The sequence below is a fragment of the Sneathiella sp. P13V-1 genome (assembly GCF_015143595.1).
Lineage (GTDB): Bacteria > Pseudomonadota > Alphaproteobacteria > Sneathiellales > Sneathiellaceae > Sneathiella.
Map to the genome: position 1 here is coordinate 905257 of NZ_WYEU01000002.1, position 24390 is coordinate 929646.

25 protein-coding genes are annotated in these 24390 nt (G+C 44.6%); 8 read left to right on the forward strand and 17 right to left on the reverse strand.

Annotation, left to right across the window (positions count from 1 at the left end):
* The first annotated feature begins 19 nt into the window (after positions 1 to 19).
* The 3 genes from GUA87_RS11325 to GUA87_RS11335 all read left to right on the forward strand — a co-directional run bounded on the left by GUA87_RS11325 (position 20) and on the right by GUA87_RS11335 (position 2702).
* Positions 20 to 604 carry a TIGR00730 family Rossman fold protein gene (locus GUA87_RS11325; protein WP_193716659.1) on the forward strand — a complete coding sequence of 195 codons (585 nt, stop codon included), beginning with the start codon at positions 20 to 22 and terminating at the stop codon, positions 602 to 604.
* A 102-nt stretch (positions 605 to 706) separates the two neighbouring features.
* The gene (locus tag GUA87_RS11330; protein ID WP_193716660.1) at positions 707 to 1921 is read left to right on the forward strand and encodes an NADP-dependent isocitrate dehydrogenase; all 1215 of its coding nucleotides are present in this window, start codon (positions 707 to 709) and stop codon (positions 1919 to 1921) included.
* A gap of 166 nt (positions 1922 to 2087) precedes the next feature.
* The gene (locus GUA87_RS11335; RefSeq protein WP_193716661.1) at positions 2088 to 2702 is read left to right on the forward strand and encodes a VPLPA-CTERM sorting domain-containing protein; all 615 of its coding nucleotides are present in this window, start codon (positions 2088 to 2090) and stop codon (positions 2700 to 2702) included.
* Position 2703: 1 nt separating this feature from the next.
* Here GUA87_RS11335 and GUA87_RS11340 read toward each other — a convergent pair whose 3' ends face one another.
* The 16 genes from GUA87_RS11340 to GUA87_RS11415 form a co-directional block, all read right to left on the reverse strand.
* Positions 2704 to 3048 (reverse strand): antibiotic biosynthesis monooxygenase family protein, encoded by a 345-nt coding sequence (locus GUA87_RS11340; protein ID WP_193716662.1) that lies wholly within the window; start codon positions 3046 to 3048, stop codon positions 2704 to 2706.
* A 21-nt stretch (positions 3049 to 3069) separates the two neighbouring features.
* Positions 3070 to 3492, reverse strand: coding sequence for a lipocalin-like domain-containing protein (locus GUA87_RS11345; RefSeq protein ID WP_193716663.1), 423 nt, complete (start codon positions 3490 to 3492; stop codon positions 3070 to 3072).
* A gap of 111 nt (positions 3493 to 3603) precedes the next feature.
* The gene (gene recA / locus GUA87_RS11350) at positions 3604 to 4668 is read right to left on the reverse strand and encodes a recombinase RecA (protein WP_193716664.1); all 1065 of its coding nucleotides are present in this window, start codon (positions 4666 to 4668) and stop codon (positions 3604 to 3606) included.
* Positions 4669 to 4961: 293 nt separating this feature from the next.
* Entirely contained in the window at positions 4962 to 6083 is a 1122-nt protein-coding gene (locus GUA87_RS11355) for a M56 family metallopeptidase (protein WP_193716665.1), read from the reverse strand.
* The gene (locus tag GUA87_RS11360) at positions 6080 to 6469 is read right to left on the reverse strand and encodes a BlaI/MecI/CopY family transcriptional regulator (RefSeq protein WP_193716666.1); all 390 of its coding nucleotides are present in this window, start codon (positions 6467 to 6469) and stop codon (positions 6080 to 6082) included. The genes GUA87_RS11355 and GUA87_RS11360 overlap by 4 nt, the downstream gene beginning before the upstream one ends.
* A gap of 117 nt (positions 6470 to 6586) precedes the next feature.
* Positions 6587 to 6865, reverse strand: a complete 279-nt coding sequence (locus GUA87_RS11365; protein ID WP_193716667.1) for a DUF2160 domain-containing protein — start codon at positions 6863 to 6865, stop codon at positions 6587 to 6589.
* Between the two features lie 40 nt (positions 6866 to 6905).
* Positions 6906 to 7703 (reverse strand): carbohydrate ABC transporter permease, encoded by a 798-nt coding sequence (locus GUA87_RS11370; protein ID WP_193716668.1) that lies wholly within the window; start codon positions 7701 to 7703, stop codon positions 6906 to 6908.
* A gap of 3 nt (positions 7704 to 7706) precedes the next feature.
* Positions 7707 to 8576, reverse strand: coding sequence for a carbohydrate ABC transporter permease (locus GUA87_RS11375; protein ID WP_193716669.1), 870 nt, complete (start codon positions 8574 to 8576; stop codon positions 7707 to 7709).
* Between the two features lie 4 nt (positions 8577 to 8580).
* Positions 8581 to 9657 carry an ABC transporter ATP-binding protein gene (locus GUA87_RS11380; protein ID WP_193716670.1) on the reverse strand — a complete coding sequence of 359 codons (1077 nt, stop codon included), beginning with the start codon at positions 9655 to 9657 and terminating at the stop codon, positions 8581 to 8583.
* Positions 9658 to 9659: 2 nt separating this feature from the next.
* Positions 9660 to 10727 carry an ABC transporter ATP-binding protein gene (locus GUA87_RS11385; RefSeq protein WP_193716671.1) on the reverse strand — a complete coding sequence of 356 codons (1068 nt, stop codon included), beginning with the start codon at positions 10725 to 10727 and terminating at the stop codon, positions 9660 to 9662.
* Positions 10728 to 10853: 126 nt separating this feature from the next.
* Entirely contained in the window at positions 10854 to 12587 is a 1734-nt protein-coding gene (locus GUA87_RS11390) for an ABC transporter substrate-binding protein (RefSeq protein WP_193716672.1), read from the reverse strand.
* A 763-nt stretch (positions 12588 to 13350) separates the two neighbouring features.
* Positions 13351 to 13563, reverse strand: a complete 213-nt coding sequence (locus GUA87_RS11395; protein WP_193716673.1) for a toxin-activating lysine-acyltransferase — start codon at positions 13561 to 13563, stop codon at positions 13351 to 13353.
* Between the two features lie 223 nt (positions 13564 to 13786).
* Positions 13787 to 14362 (reverse strand): hypothetical protein, encoded by a 576-nt coding sequence (locus GUA87_RS11400; protein WP_193716674.1) that lies wholly within the window; start codon positions 14360 to 14362, stop codon positions 13787 to 13789.
* Between the two features lies 1 nt (position 14363).
* On the reverse strand, positions 14364 to 14501 hold the full coding sequence (locus GUA87_RS11405) for a hypothetical protein (protein WP_193716675.1): 138 nt from the start codon (positions 14499 to 14501) through the stop codon (positions 14364 to 14366).
* 154 nt (positions 14502 to 14655) lie between these two features.
* The gene (locus GUA87_RS11410) at positions 14656 to 15120 is read right to left on the reverse strand and encodes a DUF2786 domain-containing protein (RefSeq protein WP_193716676.1); all 465 of its coding nucleotides are present in this window, start codon (positions 15118 to 15120) and stop codon (positions 14656 to 14658) included.
* Positions 15121 to 15231: 111 nt separating this feature from the next.
* The gene (locus tag GUA87_RS11415) at positions 15232 to 16863 is read right to left on the reverse strand and encodes an ATP-binding protein (protein ID WP_193716677.1); all 1632 of its coding nucleotides are present in this window, start codon (positions 16861 to 16863) and stop codon (positions 15232 to 15234) included.
* Between the two features lie 247 nt (positions 16864 to 17110).
* On the opposite strand from GUA87_RS11415, the gene GUA87_RS11420 reads away from it, so the two are divergent.
* Positions 17111 to 17908 (forward strand): dimethylarginine dimethylaminohydrolase family protein, encoded by a 798-nt coding sequence (locus tag GUA87_RS11420; RefSeq protein WP_193716678.1) that lies wholly within the window; start codon positions 17111 to 17113, stop codon positions 17906 to 17908.
* Positions 17909 to 17912: 4 nt separating this feature from the next.
* Here the strand turns inward: GUA87_RS11420 and creD are convergent, their stop codons facing one another.
* Entirely contained in the window at positions 17913 to 19250 is a 1338-nt protein-coding gene (gene creD, locus GUA87_RS11425) for a cell envelope integrity protein CreD (RefSeq protein WP_193716679.1), read from the reverse strand.
* A gap of 321 nt (positions 19251 to 19571) precedes the next feature.
* Between creD and GUA87_RS11430 the strand changes: the two genes are divergently transcribed.
* The 4 genes from GUA87_RS11430 (at position 19572) to GUA87_RS11445 (ending at position 24380) form a co-directional block, all read left to right on the forward strand.
* Positions 19572 to 20984: an MFS transporter gene (locus GUA87_RS11430; protein ID WP_193716680.1), complete on the forward strand. Its 1413-nt coding sequence runs from the start codon at positions 19572 to 19574 to the stop codon at positions 20982 to 20984.
* Between the two features lie 74 nt (positions 20985 to 21058).
* Entirely contained in the window at positions 21059 to 21691 is a 633-nt protein-coding gene (locus tag GUA87_RS11435; RefSeq protein WP_193716681.1) for a TetR/AcrR family transcriptional regulator, read from the forward strand.
* 71 nt (positions 21692 to 21762) lie between these two features.
* On the forward strand, positions 21763 to 23289 hold the full coding sequence (locus GUA87_RS11440) for a flavin-containing monooxygenase (protein WP_193716682.1): 1527 nt from the start codon (positions 21763 to 21765) through the stop codon (positions 23287 to 23289).
* 11 nt (positions 23290 to 23300) lie between these two features.
* Positions 23301 to 24380, forward strand: coding sequence for an alpha/beta hydrolase (locus GUA87_RS11445; protein WP_193716683.1), 1080 nt, complete (start codon positions 23301 to 23303; stop codon positions 24378 to 24380).
* The last annotated feature ends 10 nt before the right edge of the window (positions 24381 to 24390 follow it).

Here is a 24390-nt window from a genome sequence, read left to right on the forward strand (position 1 = left end):
TAAACAGGCGAAACTCTTCATGACGAACATTACTTCCCTCTGTGTCTACTGCGGTTCCAAAATGCCAGCTGATGAAGACTTTAAAAAAGCTGCGCACAATCTAGGGCTTCAGCTTGGTCAGAATGACATCACCCTTGTTTATGGAGGTGGTCATGTTGGCCTGATGGGGATCACGGCCGATGCGACACTGGAAGCTAACGGAAAGGTTATCGGTATTATTCCCGAACATCTACACGAGATTGAGGTTAGTCACGAAGATTTGACGGAGCTGTATGTGGTGGACAGCATGCACACGCGTAAACAGATGATGTTTGAAAAATCTGATGCATTTGTCGTTCTACCAGGGGGCCTTGGTACCCTGGATGAAACCTTTGAAATGATCACCTGGCGTCAGCTTAAATTGCATGACAAACCTATCATTCTCGTGAACTACAAAGATTACTGGAAACCGTTTATGGATCTGGTTCATCACATGATCAAAGCAGGCTTTGTCGAAGCCGGTGCGCTGAACTATTTCACAGTTGTAGAAAGCCTTGATGACGTGCTTCCAGCAATTAAAAGCTCTCCCGACGCAAAAATCGACGCAGATATTCGAAAAATGTGAGAAAAAATGTCACATTTTGCAAAGCACAACTTGCTTGTTCTGCAAGCAATGCTATTTTGCGCGCACTGAACAAATTTGTTAGGCGAAGAAGGATCTCTCAACATGGCAAAGATTCAAGTCAAGAATCCAGTTGTTGAACTGGACGGTGACGAAATGACCCGGATTATCTGGGACTTCATTAAGAAGAAACTCATCCTCCCTTACCTGGATATCGACCTGAAATATTACGATCTGGGCATGGAATCACGTGATGCCACAAACGACCAGATCACTGTTGATGCTGCAAATGCCATCAAGCAGTATGGCGTTGGTGTTAAATGTGCGACCATCACACCTGATGAGCAGCGTGTTGAAGAGTTCGATCTGAAAGAAATGTACCGCTCCCCTAACGGAACTATCCGTAATATTCTGGGTGGTACAGTTTTCCGTGAACCTATTATCTGTAGCAATGTACCTCGTCTGGTTCCAGGCTGGACAGACCCAATCGTTATTGGCCGTCACGCATTTGGTGACCAGTACCGTGCAACGGACATGCTGATCCCGGGTCCTGGTAAACTGACAATGAAATACACACCTGCCGATGGCGGTGAGGAAATGGAATTCGAAATCTTCGATTTCCCTGATGCCGGTGTTGCTATGGGCATGTACAACCTGGATGAAAGCATCCGTGGTTTCGCCCGTGCCTGCATGAACTACGGTCTTGCACGCGGCTGGCCTGTGTATCTCTCCACTAAAAACACCATCATGAAAAAATATGACGGTCGTTTTAAAGATCTGTTCGAAGAAGTTTATCAGAACGAGTTTAAAGCAGAATTTGACAAAGCAGGTATCACATACGAACACCGTCTGATCGACGACATGGTTGCATGTGCCATGAAATGGTCCGGTAAATTTGTATGGGCATGTAAAAACTATGACGGCGACGTACAGTCCGACACAGTTGCACAAGGCTTTGGCTCTCTCGGCCTGATGACATCCGTTCTGATGACACCAGACGGACAGACAGTTGAAGCTGAAGCGGCTCACGGTACAGTGACACGTCACTACCGCGAACACCAGAAAGGCAACGAAACTTCCACAAACCCAATCGCGTCTATCTTCGCATGGACACGTGGACTTCTGCACCGTGCCAAACTGGACGGCAATGATGAGTTGAAAGTTTTTGCTGAAACACTTGAAAAAGTTTGTGTCGCTACCGTTGAAGGCGGCGAAATGACAAAAGACCTGGCCCTTCTTGTAGGACCAGATCAGTCATGGCTGACAACAAACGAGTTCCTGGCAGCGATTGACCGGAACCTGCAAAAAGAATTGGGCTAAATTCCCATTCATATTTAAAAAGGCCGGTTTTTGCCGGCCTTTTTTTGTGTCCGGTGGGCATAAATGACACATCCCCCAAACGAACACACCTTAACCATTTATTAACTATTTTACCGAAATTCCTGCTCTGACTAATATAGCTCTGTATTCAGAGGGGGATGCGGTGATGAAAATCAGATTGAGACGGGTTTGGTTTGCTCTTTCGGCGTTGTTGGCGCCGATAGTTGCTTCAACTACCGTGAATGCGGCCTCTCTTAATCTTGTTGAAACGCCACCTCTTGGTTACAACAACCAATCTAACCTCAGTATTACCGGGGCGACTTTCACCTCCAATTCTGGCTACCACTTGTACACAGGTTTCCCTGGAGATGGGAATAACGGAACGATCTGTGCCGGTGGTTCTCTGGATTGTCTCGGGGATCTTTGGGTGAATTTTGACGCGCCTGTCAAAAACGTATCCATCGATTTTTTAGGATACGATCAAGGGGATGAGGTTTTTGTCACCCTTTTTGATCTTAATAATAATCCATTAAGTTCAATCGGTGTGACAGGAAATGGGACAGTTCAGTTCGTTGGTCCTTTTGAAGTGTCCCGTATTTTCCTCAACAATGACTCAAATACGAACCTGCCTTTAAACCCGCGCGGAATGCTTTACCAGAATTTCAAATTTGATCTGGTGACGCCGGACGTGATCAGTTCCGTCCCCTTGCCCGCTGGTCTTCCCCTATTTGCGGCGGGGATTGCTATAGCGGGCTTTCTGGTGCGCAGGAAACGTAAATAACCTATCCATTTTGTTTAACGCTATCTTCTGGTGTCTCATTGCGCTCAGACATGCCGTAATCCCGAAGCACTTCTGTCACTCTCAAGCGGTAGTCTTTGAAATAGGTATGCCGCCCTTTTTTCTGAGCGTCCCTATGACTAGGAAGATTGCGCCATTCTCTGACTGCCTCCTCATCTCGAAAGAAGGAAAGTGATAAAAGTTTTCCTTCATGCGTCAGGCTCTGGAAACGCTCTACGGAAATAAAGCCATCAATCTGCTCAAGCTCAGCTTTTAATGTAGCGGCAACATCCAGATATGAGTTTAGATATTCCGGTTTGACCTCTACTTCAAATATGACAGCAATCATGGCTCTATTTCCTTAAATCCCTTAATAAACAGGTGCGCTTCTCTTCCAAAGAAGCTCATTTGAATACTCTGCCCCGTCACGCCCCTTCTGTGGCGTTGTCTTCAACAAGAGGTTATCCCCTTGCCAAATGATGGTTCGAATAAGATCGGTGCCGAGCCACTCCGGAATTGTCGATAAACTTACCTCATGAAAAACTTCATCGCCCTTCACATAAAAGCGACCACCATAGGAAAGTGACTTTTTAGCTGACGTGTCACTACGCGCAGGTTCATCTCCAAAGTCAGCACGCATCAGAAATCCTGACATCATTCCTTCGCGAGTGTAGATAAGCTGGCCTTTTCCGTCTTCTCCCATGGGGAAGCTATAAAACTCACCATTGCGAACAGAACGCCAGTCTTGCAACTCCCAAACGCCGATAAGTTTTTCGACAATCTCTTGAGACATAGATTTTCCCTTATTTTTATTATTTTCGTTAGTCTGCATCAGATTGCCCCAAAAGCCGAGACAAAAAAACCGGCCGCGAAGGGCCGGTTTTTGTTTCAAGTTACATTCGACTTATTCGCTTTCATCCTCTTCAGGGGTGCCTTGCATTTCATCCCCAAGGATACCGGCATTAGCGCGGATTTTGTTTTCAATTTCCGCAGTCATTTCCGGGTTTTCTTTCAGAAAGGTTTTCGCCTGTTCTCGTCCCTGACCAATACGCTGGCTATCGTAGGAATACCAGGATCCGGATTTCTCAACGATTTCGGCCTTTACACCCAGATCCAGGATCTCACCCATTTTGGAGATGCCTTCGCCATACATGATGTCAAATTCAACAACCTTGAACGGCGGGGCCACTTTGTTTTTTACCACTTTCACACGGGTCTGGTTGCCGACAATATCTTCCTTATTCTTAATCTGACCGATGCGGCGAATATCAAGACGAACGGATGCATAGAATTTCAGGGCGTTACCGCCGGTTGTTGTCTCAGGGTTACCGAACATCACACCGATCTTCATACGGATCTGGTTGATGAAGATCACCATACAGTTAGAGCGTGAGATAGAGCCTGTCAGCTTACGAAGCGCCTGGCTCATCAAACGTGCTTGAAGACCTACATGGGTATCGCCCATTTCGCCTTCCAACTCAGCCTGAGGCACCAGAGCAGCCACACTGTCAATAATCAGAACATCCACGGCGCCAGAGCGCACAAGTGTATCGGCAATTTCAAGGGATTGTTCCCCGGTATCGGGCTGAGAGATCAACAGCTCGTCAATATCCACACCCAATTTGCGGGCATAAACCGGATCAAGTGCATGTTCCGCATCCACGAACGCGCAAGTACCACCGGCTTTTTGGGCCTCTGCCACGACGTGCAGCGCCAATGTGGTTTTACCAGAGCTTTCCGGTCCGTAAATTTCAACAATACGTCCCTTAGGCAATCCACCAATGCCAAGGGCGATATCCAATCCCAACGATCCTGTAGAGATAGCCTCAATATCCAGGGCTTCCTGCTGACCCAGTTTCATAACCGAGCCTTTACCGAAGGCCCGTTCAATCTGACCCATTGCTGCTTCTAGAGCTTTTTTCTTATCCATGCTACCTGCTTCGACGAGTTTCAATGCTGCTTGTACCATCTGGTCCCCCATCCTTATTTCATAGGATCACTGCGGATGCAATAAAAGCAATGTACATGTTTTGTTCTCATTAGCAACATATTTTTAGAACATTGATGATAAATAGCTATTCGGATATGTTCCTTGTATGTTCACACTGGAAATATTGGGAAAATAAATCCTATATTTTACGATCAGTTCGGCAAGTTTCGAATCTAATGTACCCTTTCAGTAAGAGTTTTACGCAAAAAAATAACTGCAGAAATGTTTCGATTTTCTGCAGTTATTTAAATTCCCGATTTTTTAAGCGTATTCTATTTCGCTGTATTTCCCTCATAAGAAGGTACAGGTATTGTTTTGTTCAGGGAGTTCATACGCTCAAGATTAATGATGGTGGAAAGCATCAAACGATCGTGTGACCAGTCTTTTGGATTGTGCATCAAAATTGAAGTCGCAAAGACGATCCCAACGAGAGAAAGCGAAACTGCTGCAGCAACCAGTTTGGAGTCCTTCCGACCCTGATCACTTGTCATTGCAACGATGCGCTTTCGAAGCAAGCTGCGCTTTGATTTTTCAGAGTGGCTTTTCTCCACCAGTGCAACCGTCGGCAGTTGACCATGCTGCTCAGTGCTTGAACGACTTGCACGCAATAGGCACTCACAATAAGCGCGAATACCGTGAGGTGAACGGCGGACAATGATCTGGTCGCATGCGTATTCACGCAGCATTCTGACTTGTGCGCACCAGACATAATACGCAGGGTTCCAGAAGAAAAGCGGTTTCAGGATTTCCATAAAGAATTCCCATTCCACATCGCCTTGACGGATATGCTGCAACTCATGGCCTACCGCAATCTGAAGATCCAATTGATGGGTCAGCATGCTTTCAGGAATGACGATATAACGTTGAAACAACCCACGTGTTGAATAAGGAATTGAGATCTCATCACTTACCAAGATATGTACATAACGGAAGCGTTTCAGAAGATAACTATTCTTCAGTTGGACCCAAAGACGATACCCTTGCAGAACTAGTCGAAGGACAAAAAACATCGAAGTGGCGGCAAATAAACCAACGAATATTTTTGCTGATATACTGCTTAAATTTACAATTTCGCGAACGATTTCTTCACGGAGCCCAAGGGTTGACTGCAACTGCTCCGCGTCCATTTTGAAGTTACCATTTAGATAACCGGCGACAATCATATCCGAAATGTTTAGAGAATTTTGTGAGGCCCAACCGCCAAAGAAATAAACGACAATGGGACTTAAGAATATGGCTCCGATGCTGCCATTCAGAAATAACAGCTGGGACTGGAAATTACTTTTCAGCCCAATACGAGGGGAGATCGCTAAAACCGTTGACCAAACCAAACACGTCACCAGCAAAAGTATGTTGGCATCTATGAATACGTCGAGTGCGGTTTCAACTGTCATTTTTCTCCCAACCTCTTGTCGAGCAAATCTCTAATCTCCTGAAGAGCATCATCTGACAGTTTTTCATCATCGACTAATCGCGCGACTAGGGACGATGGTGTATTATTAAACAGCTTTGCAGATAGGTGCGCTAAGGATTTAGACTGATAATCAGCTTTTTCTATAGTTGGGGAGTAGACAAAGGACTTCTCAGTTTTCTCGCTAACAAGAAACTTTTTCTGCTCAAGAATTCGCATAATTGTGGACGCAGACGTGTAAGCAAGTTCACGTGGCGGGGAGAGATTTTTCATCACTTCTCGCACAGTGCCTTTACCCAAGTCCCAGACTGCATTCATAAATTCCAACTCAACTTCAGTCAGGAGTGTGTTGTCTTTCTTTTGTCGCATTTAAAAAATGTCCACCATATCAAATGAGAATTTCATTGCTCGAGCGGTTCCTCCCTCACCAACTTTTATTTTCTTTTACTATACTAAGATATTAGTTGATCGACAAGAACCCTCTTTTCAGACTTTTCTGAAGCAGAAAACTCCCCAGATGATGGCAAGGCCAAGTGGCCACCAAAGAGGCTGGCCAACAAGCCCTAGCCACGCAAGAAAGATATAAGCTGAGCCCAAAAGCGTCAGAAACAAACGATCCCCGCGAGAGGTTTTGAGGCCAAGCACCCCCCTACGTTCGCTTTGCCCCGGTGCGCGGATTTCCAAAACGGTTAAAATAGCCATTGCTGAAAACAACGCGATAAAACCAATGGCCGTTGGCCAGGTCCAAGCCATCCAACTTAGCATGATGGCCTCTCCTTTATTTTGTTAGTTACTTTAATACTCATTAGACACGACCCATGGCGAAGCCCTTGGCGATGTAGTTACGAACGAAGTAAATAACGATCGCGCCAGGAATAATTGTCAATGTACCAGCTGCTGCCAACAGACCAAGTTCATACCCCGCGGAGGAAGCTGTTTTAGTCATGGTCGCAGCAATCGGTTTTGCTGCAACAGCTGTTAGCGTTTTTGCTAGAAGCAACTCCACCCATGAGAACATGAAGCAGAAGAAAGCAGCCACACCAACACCAGATTTAATTGTTGGAATGAAGATTGTCGTAAAGAAGCGACCGAATGAGTAACCGTCCACGTAAGCCGTTTCATCAAGCTCCTTAGGCACACCACTCATAAATCCTTCCAAAATCCAAACGGCAAGCGGAATATTGAACAGGCAATGTGCGAGCGCCACAGCCAAATGTGTATCAAACAGATTGACGGATGAATATAGCTGGAAGAACGGAAGTGCAAACACGGCAGCAGGCGCCATACGGTTTGTCAACAACCAGAAGAACAAGGTTCTGTCACCCAGGAAGCTAAATCGCGAAAACGCATAAGCAGCTGGAAGAGCAACTCCTACGGAAATCACCGTATTGATCGAAACGTAGATGATTGAGTTAATATATCCCCAATACCAAGTCGGATCCGTGAAAATAGTGATGTAATTTTCAAGCGTCCAAGTTTGCGGAAACAGCGTAAATCCCGCAAGAATTTCATTGGTCGTCTTGAAACTCATCGCTATCAGCCAATAAATCGGCAGCAACAGGAACAGAATATATAGGATAGGCACAATACTTCTTTTAGACATATTCTATTCCTCCTCATCTTTTTGGTTGGTCATAACTGAATAGAACACCCAACTTACAAGCAAGGTAATGGCAAAATAGATAAGTGACATTGCCGCAGCCGGACCCAGATCAAACTGGCCCAATGCAATTTTTACCAGATCAATGGAAAGCAACGTGGTTGAGTTACCCGGACCACCACCCGTGAGAACAAATGGTTCTGTATAAATGTTAAAACTGTCCATAAAACGTAGCAGGATGGCAATTGTCAGAACCGTTTTCATTTTTGGAAGCTGGATATAACGGAAAACTGCGAATGCAGATGCACCATCAATCTTGGCGGCACGATAATAGTCATCCGGAATAGAAACCAGACCTGCATAGCTCAGCAAAACGACCAATGATGTCCAATGCCAGACATCCATCATAATGATGGTAATCCAAGCGGCAATTGGTTGTTGAGTCATATTATAGTCAATGCCAAGTGTGTGATTTAGGAAATACCCAAGCAGGCCGATGTCAGGCAATGTGAAGATGTTCCACATCGCGCCCACTACATTCCATGGGATCAACATCGGCAATGCCATGGTCACTAGACAAACCGGCACCCAAAACCCCTTGCGTGGCATAGCCAGTGCCACCGCAATACCAAGTGGCACTTCAATTGCCAAAATGAGACCAGTAAACAGGAACTGACGACCAAGTGCCGCATGGAACCGATCTGATCTTAAGAGTTGTTCAAACCAGTCCAGTCCTTGCCAGAAAAAGACGTTGTCACCGAAGGTTTCCTGAAAGGAATAATTCACTACGGTCATAATTGGGATCAGTGCGTTAAAAGCGACCAATAGCAATACAGGAAGAACAAAGATCCAGGCTTTTTGATTATACGTTTTCATGATCTTAATCCGCTTTCTTCGTTACTAACCAACCGTCGCGGTACAGTCTGGTTTGATCCTGCTGGAAAATAACGCCAACAGTTTCACCTTTATTTGGCGCTTCTTCGGCAACGATGCCGGTAATTTTCTGTTCACCAACCATCACTTCAACAACCTTATGACGGCCAACGTCTGAAACTTTTCTAACGGTGCCTTGCATTTCTGACTGACCGAAAGACACAAACTCAGGACGTACGCCTATAGCACAATCTGTTGATTGGCCCGCATCGATAGGTCCTTCCAGATCGACAGTCTGACCCCTGAATTTCGCGACACCTTCTTTGACCTCGCACGGGATGATGTTCATTCCCGGTGAACCGATGAAATGGCCAACAAATGTATGTTCAGGACGTTCAAAAAGCTCAACTGGTGTGCCGATTTGCACAATTTGACCAAGATCCATCACGACAACACGATCCGCGAAAGTCAGAGCTTCTGTCTGATCATGGGTTACGTAAATCATTGTTGCGTTTACGTTATGATGCAGCTCTTTCAGTTTGGAGCGCAGTTTCCACTTAAGATGCGGGTCAATCACGGTAAGTGGTTCATCAAACATCACCACATTCACATCATTACGTACCAAACCACGACCCATAGAGATTTTCTGTTTGTTATCGGGTGACAAGCCAGAGGCCCGTCTTTTCAGAATATCTTCCACTTCTAGCATTTCCGCAATTTCACGAACCCGCTTATCTACGGTCGCCTCATCAACTTTTCGGTTCCGAAGTGGGAAGGCAAGATTGTCATAGACAGTCATCGTGTCGTAGATCACCGGGAACTGGAATACCTGTGCAATATTGCGCTGGTCCGGTGTTAGCTGGGTAACATCTTGATCGTCAAATAAGATCTTCCCCTCCGATGGCACCAGCAAACCAGAAATAATGTTCAGCAAAGTAGACTTGCCACAGCCAGAAGGACCAAGAAGCGCATAAGCACCGCCATCTTCCCAATCCAGGTCAATCTCCTTTAAGGCGTAATCATCTGGTCCTTGTGGATTTGCTTCGTAACTATGTCTTAGGTGTGAGAGTGTGATTTTAGCCATTATCAGTCTCCCACCACATTGCCATCGGTATCAAAATAGAAGCAATTTGAGCTATTCATGTAGAATTGATGCTCCGTTCCAATACTGAATTCGTGAACACCATGGGCTAGTGAGACCCAGGTCACCTCATCCATTTCGAAATGAGCACTACTTTCAGACCCACTAAGCTCAGTCACCTTGACTACTCCTGTTACGGCAACGTTAGCTTGATCCGATTTAAATGGGAGAACATGGTTTGGTCTGATCGCAACGGTGTAAATTCCATCAGCAAGATTGCCCGTATGCTGATCCACATCCCATTGAGCCAAATTACCCATAACGATCTTGTTATCTTTTTTCTCTACTTTGGCGTAGTTGATTGGCGGGTCAGAAAACACCTGAGCAGAAGCCAAATTAGCAGGAGACCTGTAAATATCTGCTGTCACACCAAATTGTGTAACGCGCCCGTCATCCATCAATGCAGTTTTACCGCCAAGCAGCAGGGCTTCTTCAGGTTCTGAAGTGGCATAAACCACAACTGCGCCACGTCCCGCAAACAGTTCAGGAAGCTGCTCACGCAATTCTTCACGAAGTTTGTAGTCAAGGTTGGCAAGCGGTTCATCCAAAAATACGGCATCGCTTTCCTTTGCAATGGCCCGCGCTAAAGCGCATCTTTGCTGCTGCCCACCGGAAAGTTGATCAGGCCGACGATTGAGCATGGCGCCAAGTTGCAGGATATTTGCAGCTTCTTCTACACGACCTTCAATTTCCGACTTAGCCATACCGGCAACACGCAATGGAGATGCGATATTGTCAAAAACGGTCATATGGGGATAATTCACAAAAAACTGGTGCACCAGACTGATATTTCTTTTCTGGGCGCTAACTTTCGAGATATCGCGGCCGTTCATAATTATCTGACCAGACGCCAAAGGGTCTAATCCGGCAGCCAATTTAATCAGGGAAGTTTTTCCGGAACCTGTCTTGCCCAGCAAGACATTGAAAAATCCCGGCTCAAGCACCAGAGATGTCGGTTTGATATGGGTATTCACCCCGACCTTTTTGGTTACTTCTTTTAACTCAAGCGCCATAGTACAGTCAGTCCCAGCACGTTAAACAAAATGTAAAATCAATGAATTGATAAAATAGGTTGTTGGGGCTCCGAAGAGCCCCAACCTCTCTGTAAGCGTAGGGAAAACGCTTGACAGGGGAGGATATTATTTCTTCCAGCGGGCTACGAGTGCATCGTAGTTTACTGTTTCACCCTGTGGCTTTTCATTTGCCAGTTTGGCTTTCGCGCCACCTTTACCGAGCCATTCAGACGGATCTTTAGGCTCGTTCAAGCGTGGACCACAACCACCATAGACATTTGCACTTTCATCAGCGCGCTGCATGCGGGCCATTGTGATGTCCATTTCTTCAGCAAGACGATCCATCGCTTCCTGAGGTGTAAATGCACCGGAGTTCACGTCACCAATTTGCTGCCACCAGATCTGAGCCAGTTTTGGATAATCAGGAACGTTAATACCGGTTGGTGACCATGCAACACGATCAGGTGAACGGTAGAATTCAACCAAACCACCAAGTTTTTCAGCACGTTCGGAGAATGACTTATGGTTGACGGAGCTGTCACGAATGAAAGTCAAACCAACATGGGATTTCTTCACGTCTACAGTTTTAGACACAACGAACTGCGCATAGAGCCAAGCTGCTTTCGCACGATCCAATGGTGTAGATTTCAGGATTGTCCAAGAACCAACGTCTTGATAGCCAACTTTCTGGCCTTTTTCCCAGTAAGGACCGTGTGGTGATGGCGCCATGCGCCACAATGGCTTACCGCTATCATCAACAGTGTTGTTACCTTCAGATTTTGGTTTCACCATGTCAGCTGTGAAAGCTGTGTACCAGAAGATCTGCTGGGCAACATTACCCTGTGCCAATGCTGGCAGCGACTGATAAAAATCGTAAGATGCTGCACCTGGAGGCGCGTAGTTACGTAGCCATTCGTCCCACTTACGGATTGCGTAGACAGCCGCCGGGCCGTTTGCTGCACCACCACGGGAAACGGAAGCACCTTTTGGATTACATGTGCCGGCTTCCATGCGGATGCCCCATTCATCAATTGGAACACCGTTCGGCTCACCTTTGGAACCAGCACCAGCCATTGAAAGCCAAGCGTCAGTCATACGCCAACCAAGGTCTGGAGCACGCTTACCATAGTCCATGTGACCGTAAATGGTAGTGCCGTCAATTTCCTTGATGTCTTTTGAGAAGAATTCAGCAATATCTTCATATGCCGACCAGTTCACTGGAACACCAAGCTCATAACCATATTTCGCTTTAAACGCTTTTTTCAGGTCAGGGCGATCGAACCAGTCTTTACGGAACCAGTATAGGTTCGCAAATTGCTGATCTGGAAGCTGATAAAGATCTCCGTCTGGGCCAGTTGTGAACTGAGTACCCATGAAGTCATCAAGATCCAACATTGGGTTGGTAACGTCTTTACCATCACCTGCCATGAAGTCTGTCAGGTTGTAAGCAAGCTGCAGGCGTGAATGTGTGCCGATCAAATCGGAGTCATTTACGTATGCATCATACAAGTTACGTTTCGTCTGCATCTGTGTTTGAACAGCCTGCACAACTTCACCTTCACCGAGGATCTGGTGATTGACTTTAATGCCAGTAATTTCTTCAAACGCTTTTGTCAGAACTTCAGATTCATATCCGTGTGTCGGAATACCTTCTGACAGAACGTTAATTTCCATACCTGAGAATGGTTTGGACGCGTTGATGAACCATTCCATTTCAGACATCTGTTGTTCTTTTGTAAGTGTAGATGGCTGAAATTCGTTATCGATCCATTTCTTTGCCGCAGCACTATCTGCATGCGCCGCTGTAGCTCCGGCCATAACAGCACATGCTGCTACAGCAGAGAGTAAATATTTTCGCATCGTTATTCCTCCCTAGGTGTTTCAATGCTCCGAATTTATCGGTCTTCTAAAATTTTAGTAGACACCGCTTTTGTCAACTAATTTATTAGTAGAAGAAATCTGAAAAATCTATCTAATTGAAATTATTATTTTTTTAATCACTGGAAATTCTAAAAACTGTTTTTCGACTTAAACTTTAGAATGAAATTGAAATATAAAACTGTCACATAAATTTATTGAAACGGTCATTTTTGATTCGAGTCGACAGGCTATTCTTTCTTATTTAGCTCGCCGCTTCAAACTTAAACACAACTTTTTTCTAATGTTAATATTCGCCAGCATCTTAAGGTGTTGGAATTGAAGCTTTCACTGGTTAGTTTACAGAAAACAATCTTTGCAAAAGTTCGATCTCTATAAACCGGATATGATAAGATTAAACGAGTTGGGGGCAAGTGTCGTTGAGCAGGCCCTATTCATAATCGGAGATGTTGTATCCTAGGAAGAATACATATTGCGGGTACAGCGGCTTTTGATTTCTTCAATTTGTTTTTGACCTAACTAAGCCTCCGTCAGCATTCTGACAAAATTACTTGCAATAAAGGAAACAATCCAAAGGGCTAAAGAAATTTTCCCATACCTACTTTTTAGTTTTTCAGAAAATTGAGGTTGCCTCTGCCTTCTGATTAAAAATCTATCGACACTTACGAAATACAACCAGGCAATTGAGAACCCTAATGCTGTCACATAGCCCAAGATTAAAATCACATACAAAGCTAAGACCATTTCACCACTCCACCACTGCCATGTCCTGACCATTTGGCGCAGGTTGTAATATCATCACTTTATTGTCCTCAAAGACTTTTTCGCGGAGTTCTTTGGTAGCTTCTTGTTGGTCGCTGAAGGGGAAGATTAGATCCATGGACCAACTGTGATCACCGGAACGCCAATAAGTCGGATCGATTTTGTAGCTTTGGATATAAAACTTTGTGAATGCCATTACTCGCCTACACGCCTTAAAATATGAATGCTTGATGAGTTCAAAATCGCCAACTGCTGTCATGAATGTAAAAAGTCTATCGAACTCCCTTCCCAGTGTTACTTGCCTAACATACACTCCCACCATATCCCGTTTCATGGAAATTTAGTTGTATCCTAGGAAGAATAGATGTAACGGGTTTGAAAATCCCACTAACAATGGATGAATTTGTCTATCATTTTTTTCAGGCATTAACCTTCTCTGCCCTAAAATGATAATAACTTTCGGTCAGCCAGAAAAAGAAGAGAGACCAAACGGCTCCCAGTAAGAACAAATTTAAAATCATCCAATAATTGCCAAAAAGTGAAACCGCAAATTGGATATAGTCCCTCAACAATCCTGCTGGATTTTGGTGCCCCTCAAAAACAGCAATGTAAAAGACTGAAGCCATACAAAGGAAAATGGTAGAACTAAACACCAGATAGCCGATTGAATTTTGAAGAGTGAAAATACGCCGAATTTCAAACAGACGATTAGCGCTACGCGCACCTAACATTACTCTTGAAACACAATATAAAAGAGTACTTATAAAAGGTGTTGTCACAAAACTAATTAAACCAGCGACAGCGTAAACTCTTGGGATATCTTTACAATTATCCACAAAGATTCCCTCACACGTCTTAATCGCTTGCTTAGATACTACTTCCGACACCGAAAGTGGTATGCCTGTCATTACTACCTCGATAATCAACTCATTCATTGAGGCAATCAGCAATATAAAAATACCGACAAGAATAGTAACCAAACCGCTTATTGACATCTCACCACTCCACAAAAGCACTGCCCTGACCATCTGGCGCAGGTTGTAATGTCTTCATTTTTTTGTCCGTAAAGACTTTTTCGCGGAGTTCTTTGGCGGCTTCTTGTTGGCCGCAGAAGGGGATGATTAGTTTCAACACACTCTCTCACCAATTTATTGTATTGAAAAGATTTTAGTGCCATCAAAAATTGAGTGTCAATCATAGAGTTTTGCCCGTACAGTTTTTGCTCGGGTATCCCTACTTTTAATGTGAATTTTTCAGCTCAAAAGCCTTCCACCTATCCCAAAAAAATTCAATTTATTTTATGGGTGACCTTATGTCGGCGGGCGCAGATGAGGACCAGGAATTCTTCTTTGCTTTTTGGGGAAATGGTTGTGATGTTTTCGAGGATTTCGCGCTCGTGCCGTTGCAAGTCGAAATTGCGGAGCAGGAATTTCTTTAGGTGATATATGGATCCGCTGAACCTGTTGCCCGGTTTGAAGACGGTCTCTGAATTTAATCCCGATCTGACACCCTGTTTGAGCTGGTTTATTTCCCGGGATTGGGAATACACAATCTTTTTGAGTTCTGTAATTTCCGTTTGGGCCACTTGCGTGGATTTTTGGCGCATCTGCTCCATCACCATTTCATAACTGAGGCCATGTTTTTGCAGTAATTTTCGGGACATCCGAACGGCGGCCAAGGCTTCATGATCCGCATCTGATGTGGATAATTCCAACAACTTCACCAGTTTTGCAAAATCACGCTCTTCCATCATTTGCCAACCAGTCACTCCGCACGGTTACAGAATTCTATTTGGCAAATATTGTAGCAGATTGAGCATCAAGCACAATATGTTGTTTGCCTAATGAGTGTGTGAAAGGTGTAACTAACTGGCGATGGGCAGATACAACTCAACCGTTGTTCCTTTTCCGGGAGAGGAAGCAACGTTGATCTTACCGTCAACACGTTTAATGAAGCCAAAAACTGTACTTAACCCAAGGCCAGCCCCTGCCCCAAACTCCTTGGTGGTGTAGAAAGGTTCAAACATATGTTTTTGGACAATACTATCCATGCCATTACCAGTATCTGAAATTGAAATAACAGCATGATCTGAATGAAGATCTTCACTGGAAATTGGCGTATATTCCCCTTCTCTGTTTGGAGAATAACTATAGGCCTGAATTTTTAAGACACCGCCCTCTGGCATGGCTTCTTTTGCGTTCATGACCAATTTAAAAAGACAGTCTTCCAGCTCTGACGGGTTTAACAGGCAGGCCGCTAAATCCCCATAGAGCAAATACTCACACGTGATGTCATCTTCTAATGTGCTGAGCAGACGTTCTTTCAAATCGCTCATAAAGGGACGCAATGATACTTCGGTAACTTCGAGTTCTGCCGATTTTGAAAAAGATAACAAAGACGTGGTGAGATTTTTGCCTTTTTCCAAAGACTGAAGTGTTTTTTCGAGATGTTTCAAACCTTCTGAATTAACATCCAGATATCCCATCGCCATTTCAGTATTTCCCATGGCGACATTCATCAGATTATTGAAATCATGAGCAATACCGCCGGTAAGCTGACCAATTGCTTTCATCTTCTCGGCAGATCTAAATTGGCTTTCCATCAGTTTGCGTCTGGTAATATCCTGCCCGGAACTCAAAGTCCCCACGATGTTATCATCTTTATCGAGTATCAGCCTGTTATGCCAAGAAATCATGTGCCTTTCGCCAAAGCGGTCCACAATTTCATTTTCATAATATTCAACAGGTTCAAGGTCGCCTGACATTATCCGTTCATACACGGCAAGGACTTCAGATTGTTGTTCTGCTGGAACGACATTTTCGAACCAGTTGTGGCCGATAATTTCATCCTCTGTGAAGCCCAATGATTTCAGGCCAACGTCACTGATACGCACCACGCAGGCTTTATTATCCAACTCGACGATAATGGCCTCTGAAATATTCAAATACTCTTCTGTTCGCCTCAATGAAGCGACGAGTGTTTCTCTATCCTGTCTATTTTGAATGGCCAGACTGGCAATGTTGGCCTGTTCTTCAATGAGTTTTATCTCAGCTTCTGAAGGGCTTTTTGCCTCGTCATAGTACATCGCAAACGTACCGATGACTTTTTTGTCTCTTGAAAGAATTGGATGGGACCAGCAGGCAGAAAAACCAACCTTCTTGGCTAGTTCGCGAAATGGAGCCCAGTAGTCATGTTCATAGACATTTTCAACGATAACTAACTTGCCAGTGGCCGCAGCAGTTCCGCAGGAACCTATCCCGACACCTGCTTCCAAACCATCAATGGCTTCAATGTAATAATCCGGCAAACTGGGGGCAGCTGCATGAGATACGCAATTTTCTACTTCGTTATAGAACAGAATACTGCATCGCATTCCCGGGTCGTTTTCCTCTGCCAAAGAACACAGCATTTCAAGGCAATCAGACAACTCACCGCCCTGAGCAATTTTCTCAAGAACGGAGGAGCGCGATACTAAAAACTGTTCATACTTATTCATGTAACAACCACGAGAACTAAAAAATATTCTTAGGCGGGACAGCCACAGTACACATACTCAAACTAACGTGTCCAATGGTAAAATGATCCATCCGGCACTGAACCTAAACATTTAGTGTTTGCATACGGTTAACATTTATTACTAATAAGTGTTTTTTAAGTTCTCCCTATTTCTCCGCAACCAATAGGCTTGCCGCCCTCCTGAAGTTTGATTAGGCTGCTATTTCCTTAACTTTTGAGTGTTTCATATGTCTTCATTCGCCACACATTTCACCCACGCCATCTCTCGCAAACCTGCACAGTCAATCACTGAAGGATTACGTGCGGAGGATGTTGGAAATCCCGACTATGATCTGTTTGTTCAGCATCATGATGCCTACGTGATGGCGTTGGAAAATGCAGGCGCACGCGTCACTGTTCTTGAAGCATTAGAAGAGTTTCCAGACTGCGTGTTTGTTGAAGATACCGCCCTTTGCTTGCCCGAGGGTGCCATTGTTATGCGCCCCGGCGCGCCAAGCAGATTGGGAGAAGCTGCGGCGATGGCGCCAAATTTGAAAACCTTCTTCGATGATATCCGGGTTATTGAACAGGGACATATTGAGGGCGGCGATATTCTTGTAACAGCAAAAGAAATTCTTGTAGGTAAATCCGCGCGATCTGATAATGCCGGGATTGAGGCCCTTCGCCAAGTTGTATCCGATTGGGGGTATCAGGTGCGCGCACTTCAAACACCACCAGAAGTTCTTCATTTTAAGACAGACTGCGGTTTGTTGGATGACACGACAATCCTTTCGACCCATCGCTTAGCGGCCTCTGGGTGCTTTGAAGGTTATAAAATTATTGAAACGGCCGCGGGTGAAGAAGCCGCCGCCAATGCCATTCGTTTCAACGATGTCGTTATCATGCCAAAAGGATTTGATGAAACCGCAAATCGTGTGCGGCAGGCAGGATTTGACGTTGTGGAGATCCCGAACACAGAGGCGGCGAAAGTAGACGGAGGCATGTCATGTCTCTCCCTCCGTCTAAATCCAAGTAAATCAGCTTAAAGGCTTATTTCTCTTTTCGGGGGTCTGCCGTTATTTTGTACCAGTCGATATTGCGAGTGATCGCCATGATAAAGGCAAGAACCCCGAAGAGCAGGAACGTCCCCATCAATAGTGCATAATCTTCTGAACGTATCAGCATATAAAGCGCTGCATAAAGGCCAATCAGGACAAGAGCAAAAACTGTCCCTCTGAGCAGACTTTTCAGCACAAAGCAAACGTAGAAACCGAGCAACCCGACACAGGCACCGCTCGCAATAAGATACGCCATCACAAAACTGATATGCTCAGATAGAGAAATCAAAAGAAGGTAAAAAAGAGATAACGCAACACCAACTAACCCATATTGCACAGCATGTATTTTCAGGTTTTTTAAAATCTCAAACAGGAAAAAGGCCACAAAAGTCAGACCCACAAACAATATGGCATATTTGATGGATCGGTCAGACTGCACATAGACATCTACCCCCTGATAAAGAGAGACGCCTAAAAAATTGCTGTTAAATGGATGGCACTTGTCCAAAAGGGCACAATCCTGGAACTGCTGTTTGATATTGCTGGAAAAATAGGAAGTTTCCCATTTGGCTTCAAATCCCTCATCTGACACCTCTCTAAACTCAGGGAGATAACGCCCCATAAAACTTGGATGGGGCCATGAAGAGGATAATTGAAGTGTTGTTGTCTCCCCCAGAGGCTGAAATACAATTTTTTCAATTCCCAGCAGCACAAGATCTATATCGAAGGACAACTGTTTTTGCTTCAGAATTTCTGTTGGAAATTCCGCGTGAACCCCTTCGTTTAGTAGTGACAGATTTGCCCCCGGTTCAAAGCTGTACGCCTGATCATTTACGGATACACTGATAGATTTATTGATACCTCTTACATCCTGAACACCCAGCACCAGATACGGCGCCTTCCAGGTAACGTCACCTAGTTCCTTTAGTTCAGAGAGATCGAAAGCACCGTTCATTTTCAAATCAGAACTATAGCCTGACACCTTATAGATACCTCGGTACCGATCTTGTGGAATAATATCCCCTTTAATATCGAGAGTTCTGGGCAGCAGGTATTTTCTCTTTTGATACACAAACTTTTCTTTTATCCGCTGCTCTTTACCATTTTCAATTTTTCGAACTTCTTTGAATTTTACTTGTTCATACGGAACAACCAGTATGGGGCCAGAAATCCGTTGTGCGCCAACCCAAGTATCTGCAATTTCACGCATAACCTGGTCACGATACCCTGCCCGTTCGTCAATAATTGCACCGATTAACATCAGGGGGATTAGCAATAACAATGCGATGCCCCCGATCACCAAAAACTTCAATAACAATGCACGTTGCATGACATTTCCCCTCTATTAATTTTGGAGAAATATAGGATGCGGCAATGCTCTTATTTTGCTGTGATTTAGGTAAGATTGTGAAATCTCGTATTTAGCTTCAGCAATTCTCAAAGGCATTAGAGGTGCGGATTTTAAACTCTGTTTTCACTTATGAATTTATCAGGAAAAACGCTTAATGCATTGTAAATTATATATTTTTTGAATTTTCATATAATGAATTGCTAAATTATATTTTGTGTGCCAACATACTAAAACGATCGACTTAAAAACATAAAAAAGATCGGATGGAGACAAACTGTTTCATAATTCTGGGAGGGTAATATGAAAACAGGAAAAGCTGGGAGAGGTTCAAAATTTGCCTATGTCTTAGGAGCAATCGCCTTTGGTGTGAAAGATAATGGCTTCACGACTTTTTTGATGATTTATTATAATCAGGTATTGGGGTTGTCAGCTTTCTACACAGGGTTAGCAATATTAATAGCCCTTGCCGTCGATGCCCTAAGTGATCCTTATGTCGGGCACTTATCTGATAACTGGAAATCCAAATGGGGGCGCAGGCATCCTTTTATGTATGCTGCAATCTTTCCAATTGCCCTCACCTACTTCTTCCTATGGAACCCGCCAGCAGACACAACTCAAATGACGCTATTTGTATATCTGGTTACGATGGCGGTTGGGGTGCGTCTCTTGATCACATTCTTCGAGGTACCAAACTCAGCGATGATTGCAGAATTGGCCAGTGAATATGACGAACGCACCAGTCTGGCCAGTCAACGCGTTACGGTCGGTTGGCTTGGCGGAGTGTGTATTGCAATAGCTGCCTATGTTGTCTTTCTGGTGCCGACAGAAGAATATGCCAAGGGTGTCTTGAACAAAGAGGGTTATCAGAATTTCGCGTTTCTTGCAGCAGTTGTCATGACCATTTCCATGCTGGTGTCCGCAATTGGAACCCATAAATTAATCCGTTTTTTGCCCCAAGCCCAAAGCACAACAGGCAACAAACAGAAATTCCTGAGAAACATCAAAATTCTGTTCTCCAATACATCCTTTAGATCTTTATTTGCGGCCTTCCTGTTTTCCATGATGGCCTTTGGCGTTATCATTACGCTACAGATCTATTACGCGACATATTTCTTTGGCATGACCACTAAGGAGATCTCTCTCTTCCCGGTCTTTATGGTATTGGCAGCGCTAATCTCAATGGCTGTAACACCTTTTCTTTCAAAAGGAAGAGAAAAGAAATCAGTTCTGAAAATGCTTACCCTACTCGCGTTTCTGTTAAGTAACCTTACGATTATTGCGCGGCTTATGGGATGGTTGCCCGACAATGGTGATCCACTTCTTCTACCCATATTGCTCGCCCATATTCTTGTATCAACTGCGGTCATGGTGGCGCAGCAATCCCTGTTTTCCTCCATGACGGCGGATTTGGTGGAAGATACGGAACGTCAGGCTGGACATCGCCTGGAAGGGCTTTATTTCGCGACCGTTTCTTTTTCCAAGAAAATCGTATCCGGACTTGGGATATTTGCATCTGGCGTCTTTCTAAGTTCCGCAGGCGAAACCGGACAACAGATGAGCGGTAGTATTATGACCGAAGTTTCCTATTACTACATTCCCTTCGTTTTTATACTATATGCCGCAACTTATGTGTTCGCCGGGCGCTATGTTTTGAACAGAGAACAGCATGAAGCAAATCTCAAAATTGTTCGCGGTAGTCAAATGGCGGAGTGATGTAAAATAGCGACCTGTGACAGAAAATTCCGGTCGCTATTTTTTAAAGGCTTATGTGTTTACAGTGAAAATTGATGAGTAAAATTAAAACAAAAGACAAACTTAAACTGGTCGCCCAACAGCTATTTGCGGAGCGAGGCATTGATGGGGTTAGTGTTCGTGAGATTGTTCACGCAGCGGAGCAAAAGAACATGGCCTCCCTGCACTATTATTTCGGTACAAAAGAACAACTGCTCAAAGAACTGTTGAAAGATGCTGCTGAAGCCATTGAAACAAAAAGAACTGTTTTACTGGACGCCATAGAAGCAAAAGGCGGCCCAGGCTCACCTCTTGAAGTATTGAGGATTTTTATTGAATGCGCAGTCATTGAGGACGACGACCCTCGATCGCTAAGTAATGTAAGGTTATTCCTTATGGCAGCACGCAGTGATCCCTCTCTCGTTCTTGGGACTGTAGAAGATACGCGAAAATCCGCCTACCTGAGATGTTTAGAACATTTGAGGCAGTTCATGTCTCATATGGATGAGACCGTTGTGGAACGAAGACTATTCCTACTTCAGCAATATGTTTTCAATGTACTGGCAACCAGAGAAAGGTCACTTTCTTCAGGCGATCCGCAACAGGCCTTATGGAAGAACAACGATATGCTTCATGAACTTGTAAAGACCGCTCACGGGCTGCTTTTTTCAGAGATCACAAATAAATAAAACAAATGACTTAAATTTTGCTATCATGTTGCCAATGATGTTGAATAATAAAAAGTAAACTGGGGGAATTTATGAATTTTCAGACGCAGCGTGGAGCTCCTGGGAACCGGGAAAAGGACCTAACAAAAGTGCAGGATGTCATTGTCGTGGGGGCCGGATTTTCTGGTGTTTGTATGGGGATCAAACTACTTGAAGCCGGTATTGAAGATTTTGTTATTCTGGAAAAGACTGATGGGATAGGTGGAACTTGGTACAAAAACACTTACCCTGGTGCTGCATGTGATGTCCCTTCACATTTTTATTGTTTCTCTTTCGCCCCTAATCCTGACTGGTCACGCGTCTACAGTCCTCAGGCCGAAATCAGAGACTATATTGAAAAATGCTCAAACGAGTATGGGGTTACCCCCCACATCAAATTCAATACGGAAATCAAAGAATTTGTTTTCGATGATGCCCTGTCTTTGTGGACTGTTACTTTGCCAGACGGAAGCGTCATCAGAGGGCGGCATTTGGTTCTAGGATCTGGTGGCTTGAACACCCCTTCCATTCCACAATTGAAAGGTATGGAAACATACGAAGGTCCCGCTTTTCACACGGCGACATGGCGATCAGATGTTGATTTGAAAGACAAAAATATTGTTGTTATTGGAAGCGCTGCAAGCGCCGTACAGGCCGTTCCAGAGCTTGCGAAAACCTGCAAGAAAGTCACCATGTTCCAAAGGACTCCCAATTACGTCCTCCCGCGCATGGACCGGGAATATACTGACAAGGAAAAAGCGTCCTTTCGAAATAGCAGCTGGAAACAGAAATTTACCAGATGGCGGATGTTCTGGCGCTTTGAGCTGGTCCTGTCACCCATGTTCAAAAAGAAATCCGCTTTCAGAGAACGCATACAGCGAAAGGTAAAAAAATATATCCGAAGCGCTGTTACAGATCCGGTTTTGGCGGAAAAACTTGTCCCGGATTATGATTTGGGCTGCAAACGAATTCTGATATCTGATGATTTTTACGCTGCGCTTAATCGGGACAATGTGGATGTAAACACCGACGGTATTGATCATTTTGTAAGCGATGGCATCATCGATAAAAACGGAACCAAAATTGAAGCTGACGCTGTTATTTTTGCCACCGGATTTGACCTGCAAAAACAAATGCTGTCCATTGATCTGGTTGGTCGCAATGGCGTTTCCCTAAACAAATTATGGTCCGAAAACGCAACGGCATATAACGGCTGTATGGTCAATGGTTATCCAAACGCTTATTTTGTCACCGGCCCTAACACAGGTGTTGGTTCCACATCCGTTGTTTTCATGATCGAAGCACAGATTAAGTTCATCATGGACTGCATAAAACTTTCTGGCAGATCAAAACTGATAGAACCAAAAGAAGATGTACTGACACGTCAAAATGACACTATACAAAAGGATCTGGAAAACACCGTTTGGGCAGGCTCTTGTCATAGCTGGTACAAAGATGAGAATGGGCGTATCCACACGCTGTATCCTCATACAGCGCGACAATTCTTAAAAGAGCGGAAAAAACTAAAACTCGACGATTTCAAGATCGAAGAGAAAACAACAGAACAGATGGCGGGCTAGCGGAGGTATTCATGTTACTAAAAATCCCATATTTCCTGTACAAGCGAAATCGACTGATGAAAGCCAGTGATGCGTACTGGGAAAAGAAAATGAAAGGCAAATGCCTTGAGCTGGACGGCCGCACGATCAAGCCAAGAGCTCAGGCCCTGATGAACCTTCAGGAAATGTTTGCTGTTCCAGTAGAAAAATGGACCCCAAAAAAAGTTCGTTTTGGATATCGCAAGTCTGTTGAACTTTTCGATGGGCCAAAACTTCCCGTAAACGAAGTGCGTGATTTCTCGGTAGATTTGGAAGGGCGCACCCTTGGCGCCCGCCTTTACAAACACCAAACAGCGAATGAAAACAGCCCTGCCATTGTCTATTTCCACGGTGGTGGATTTGTTATTGGCGATCTGGATACACATGATGGTGTCTGCCGTCGTTTGGCACGGGAAAGCGGTTATGCAGTTATCGCGATCGATTATCGCCTAGGCCCTGAAAGCCCCTACCCTGCCGCCATGCAAGATGCGGTCGACAGCTGGGTGTGGCTTCAGCAAAACGCGGACAGCCTTGGCATTGATGAAACGAAAATATCTGCCGCAGGTGACAGTGCCGGTGCTGCCCTGGCAATTGTTGTGGGTTCCGTTGCCTCCAAGGGGGAGATTGGACATAAGCCAACGGCATTGGGTTTGATTTATCCGCCCAGCATGACGGTGGACACAACATCATCTCGCGAATTGTTAAAACAGGAAAATATCGTCCTGAACGAGGAACTACTGGATTGGTTTTCATCTCAGTTCGCAAGTGAAGAAACCACATTAAATCCTTCATATCTTCAGTCATTGGAGAATGCCGTTGCCGGAAACATGCCGCCCAGCTGGATCCTGACATGCGGTTTTGATCCACTGAGAGACGATGGTGGCATTGTTCGTGATCAGCTAACCAAGCTGGGCTCAGAAGTTTCCTTCAAGGAATATGAAGACCTCTATCATGGATTTATTGGTGCTTCGGCTTTGTTCAAAGAAGTAGATGAAATGGCTGCTGATTTATCCGTCTTTATCAAGAAATCCACAGAAACAAGAAAGCAGCCACATGAAGCTGCTGCAGAATAAGAAGACATAC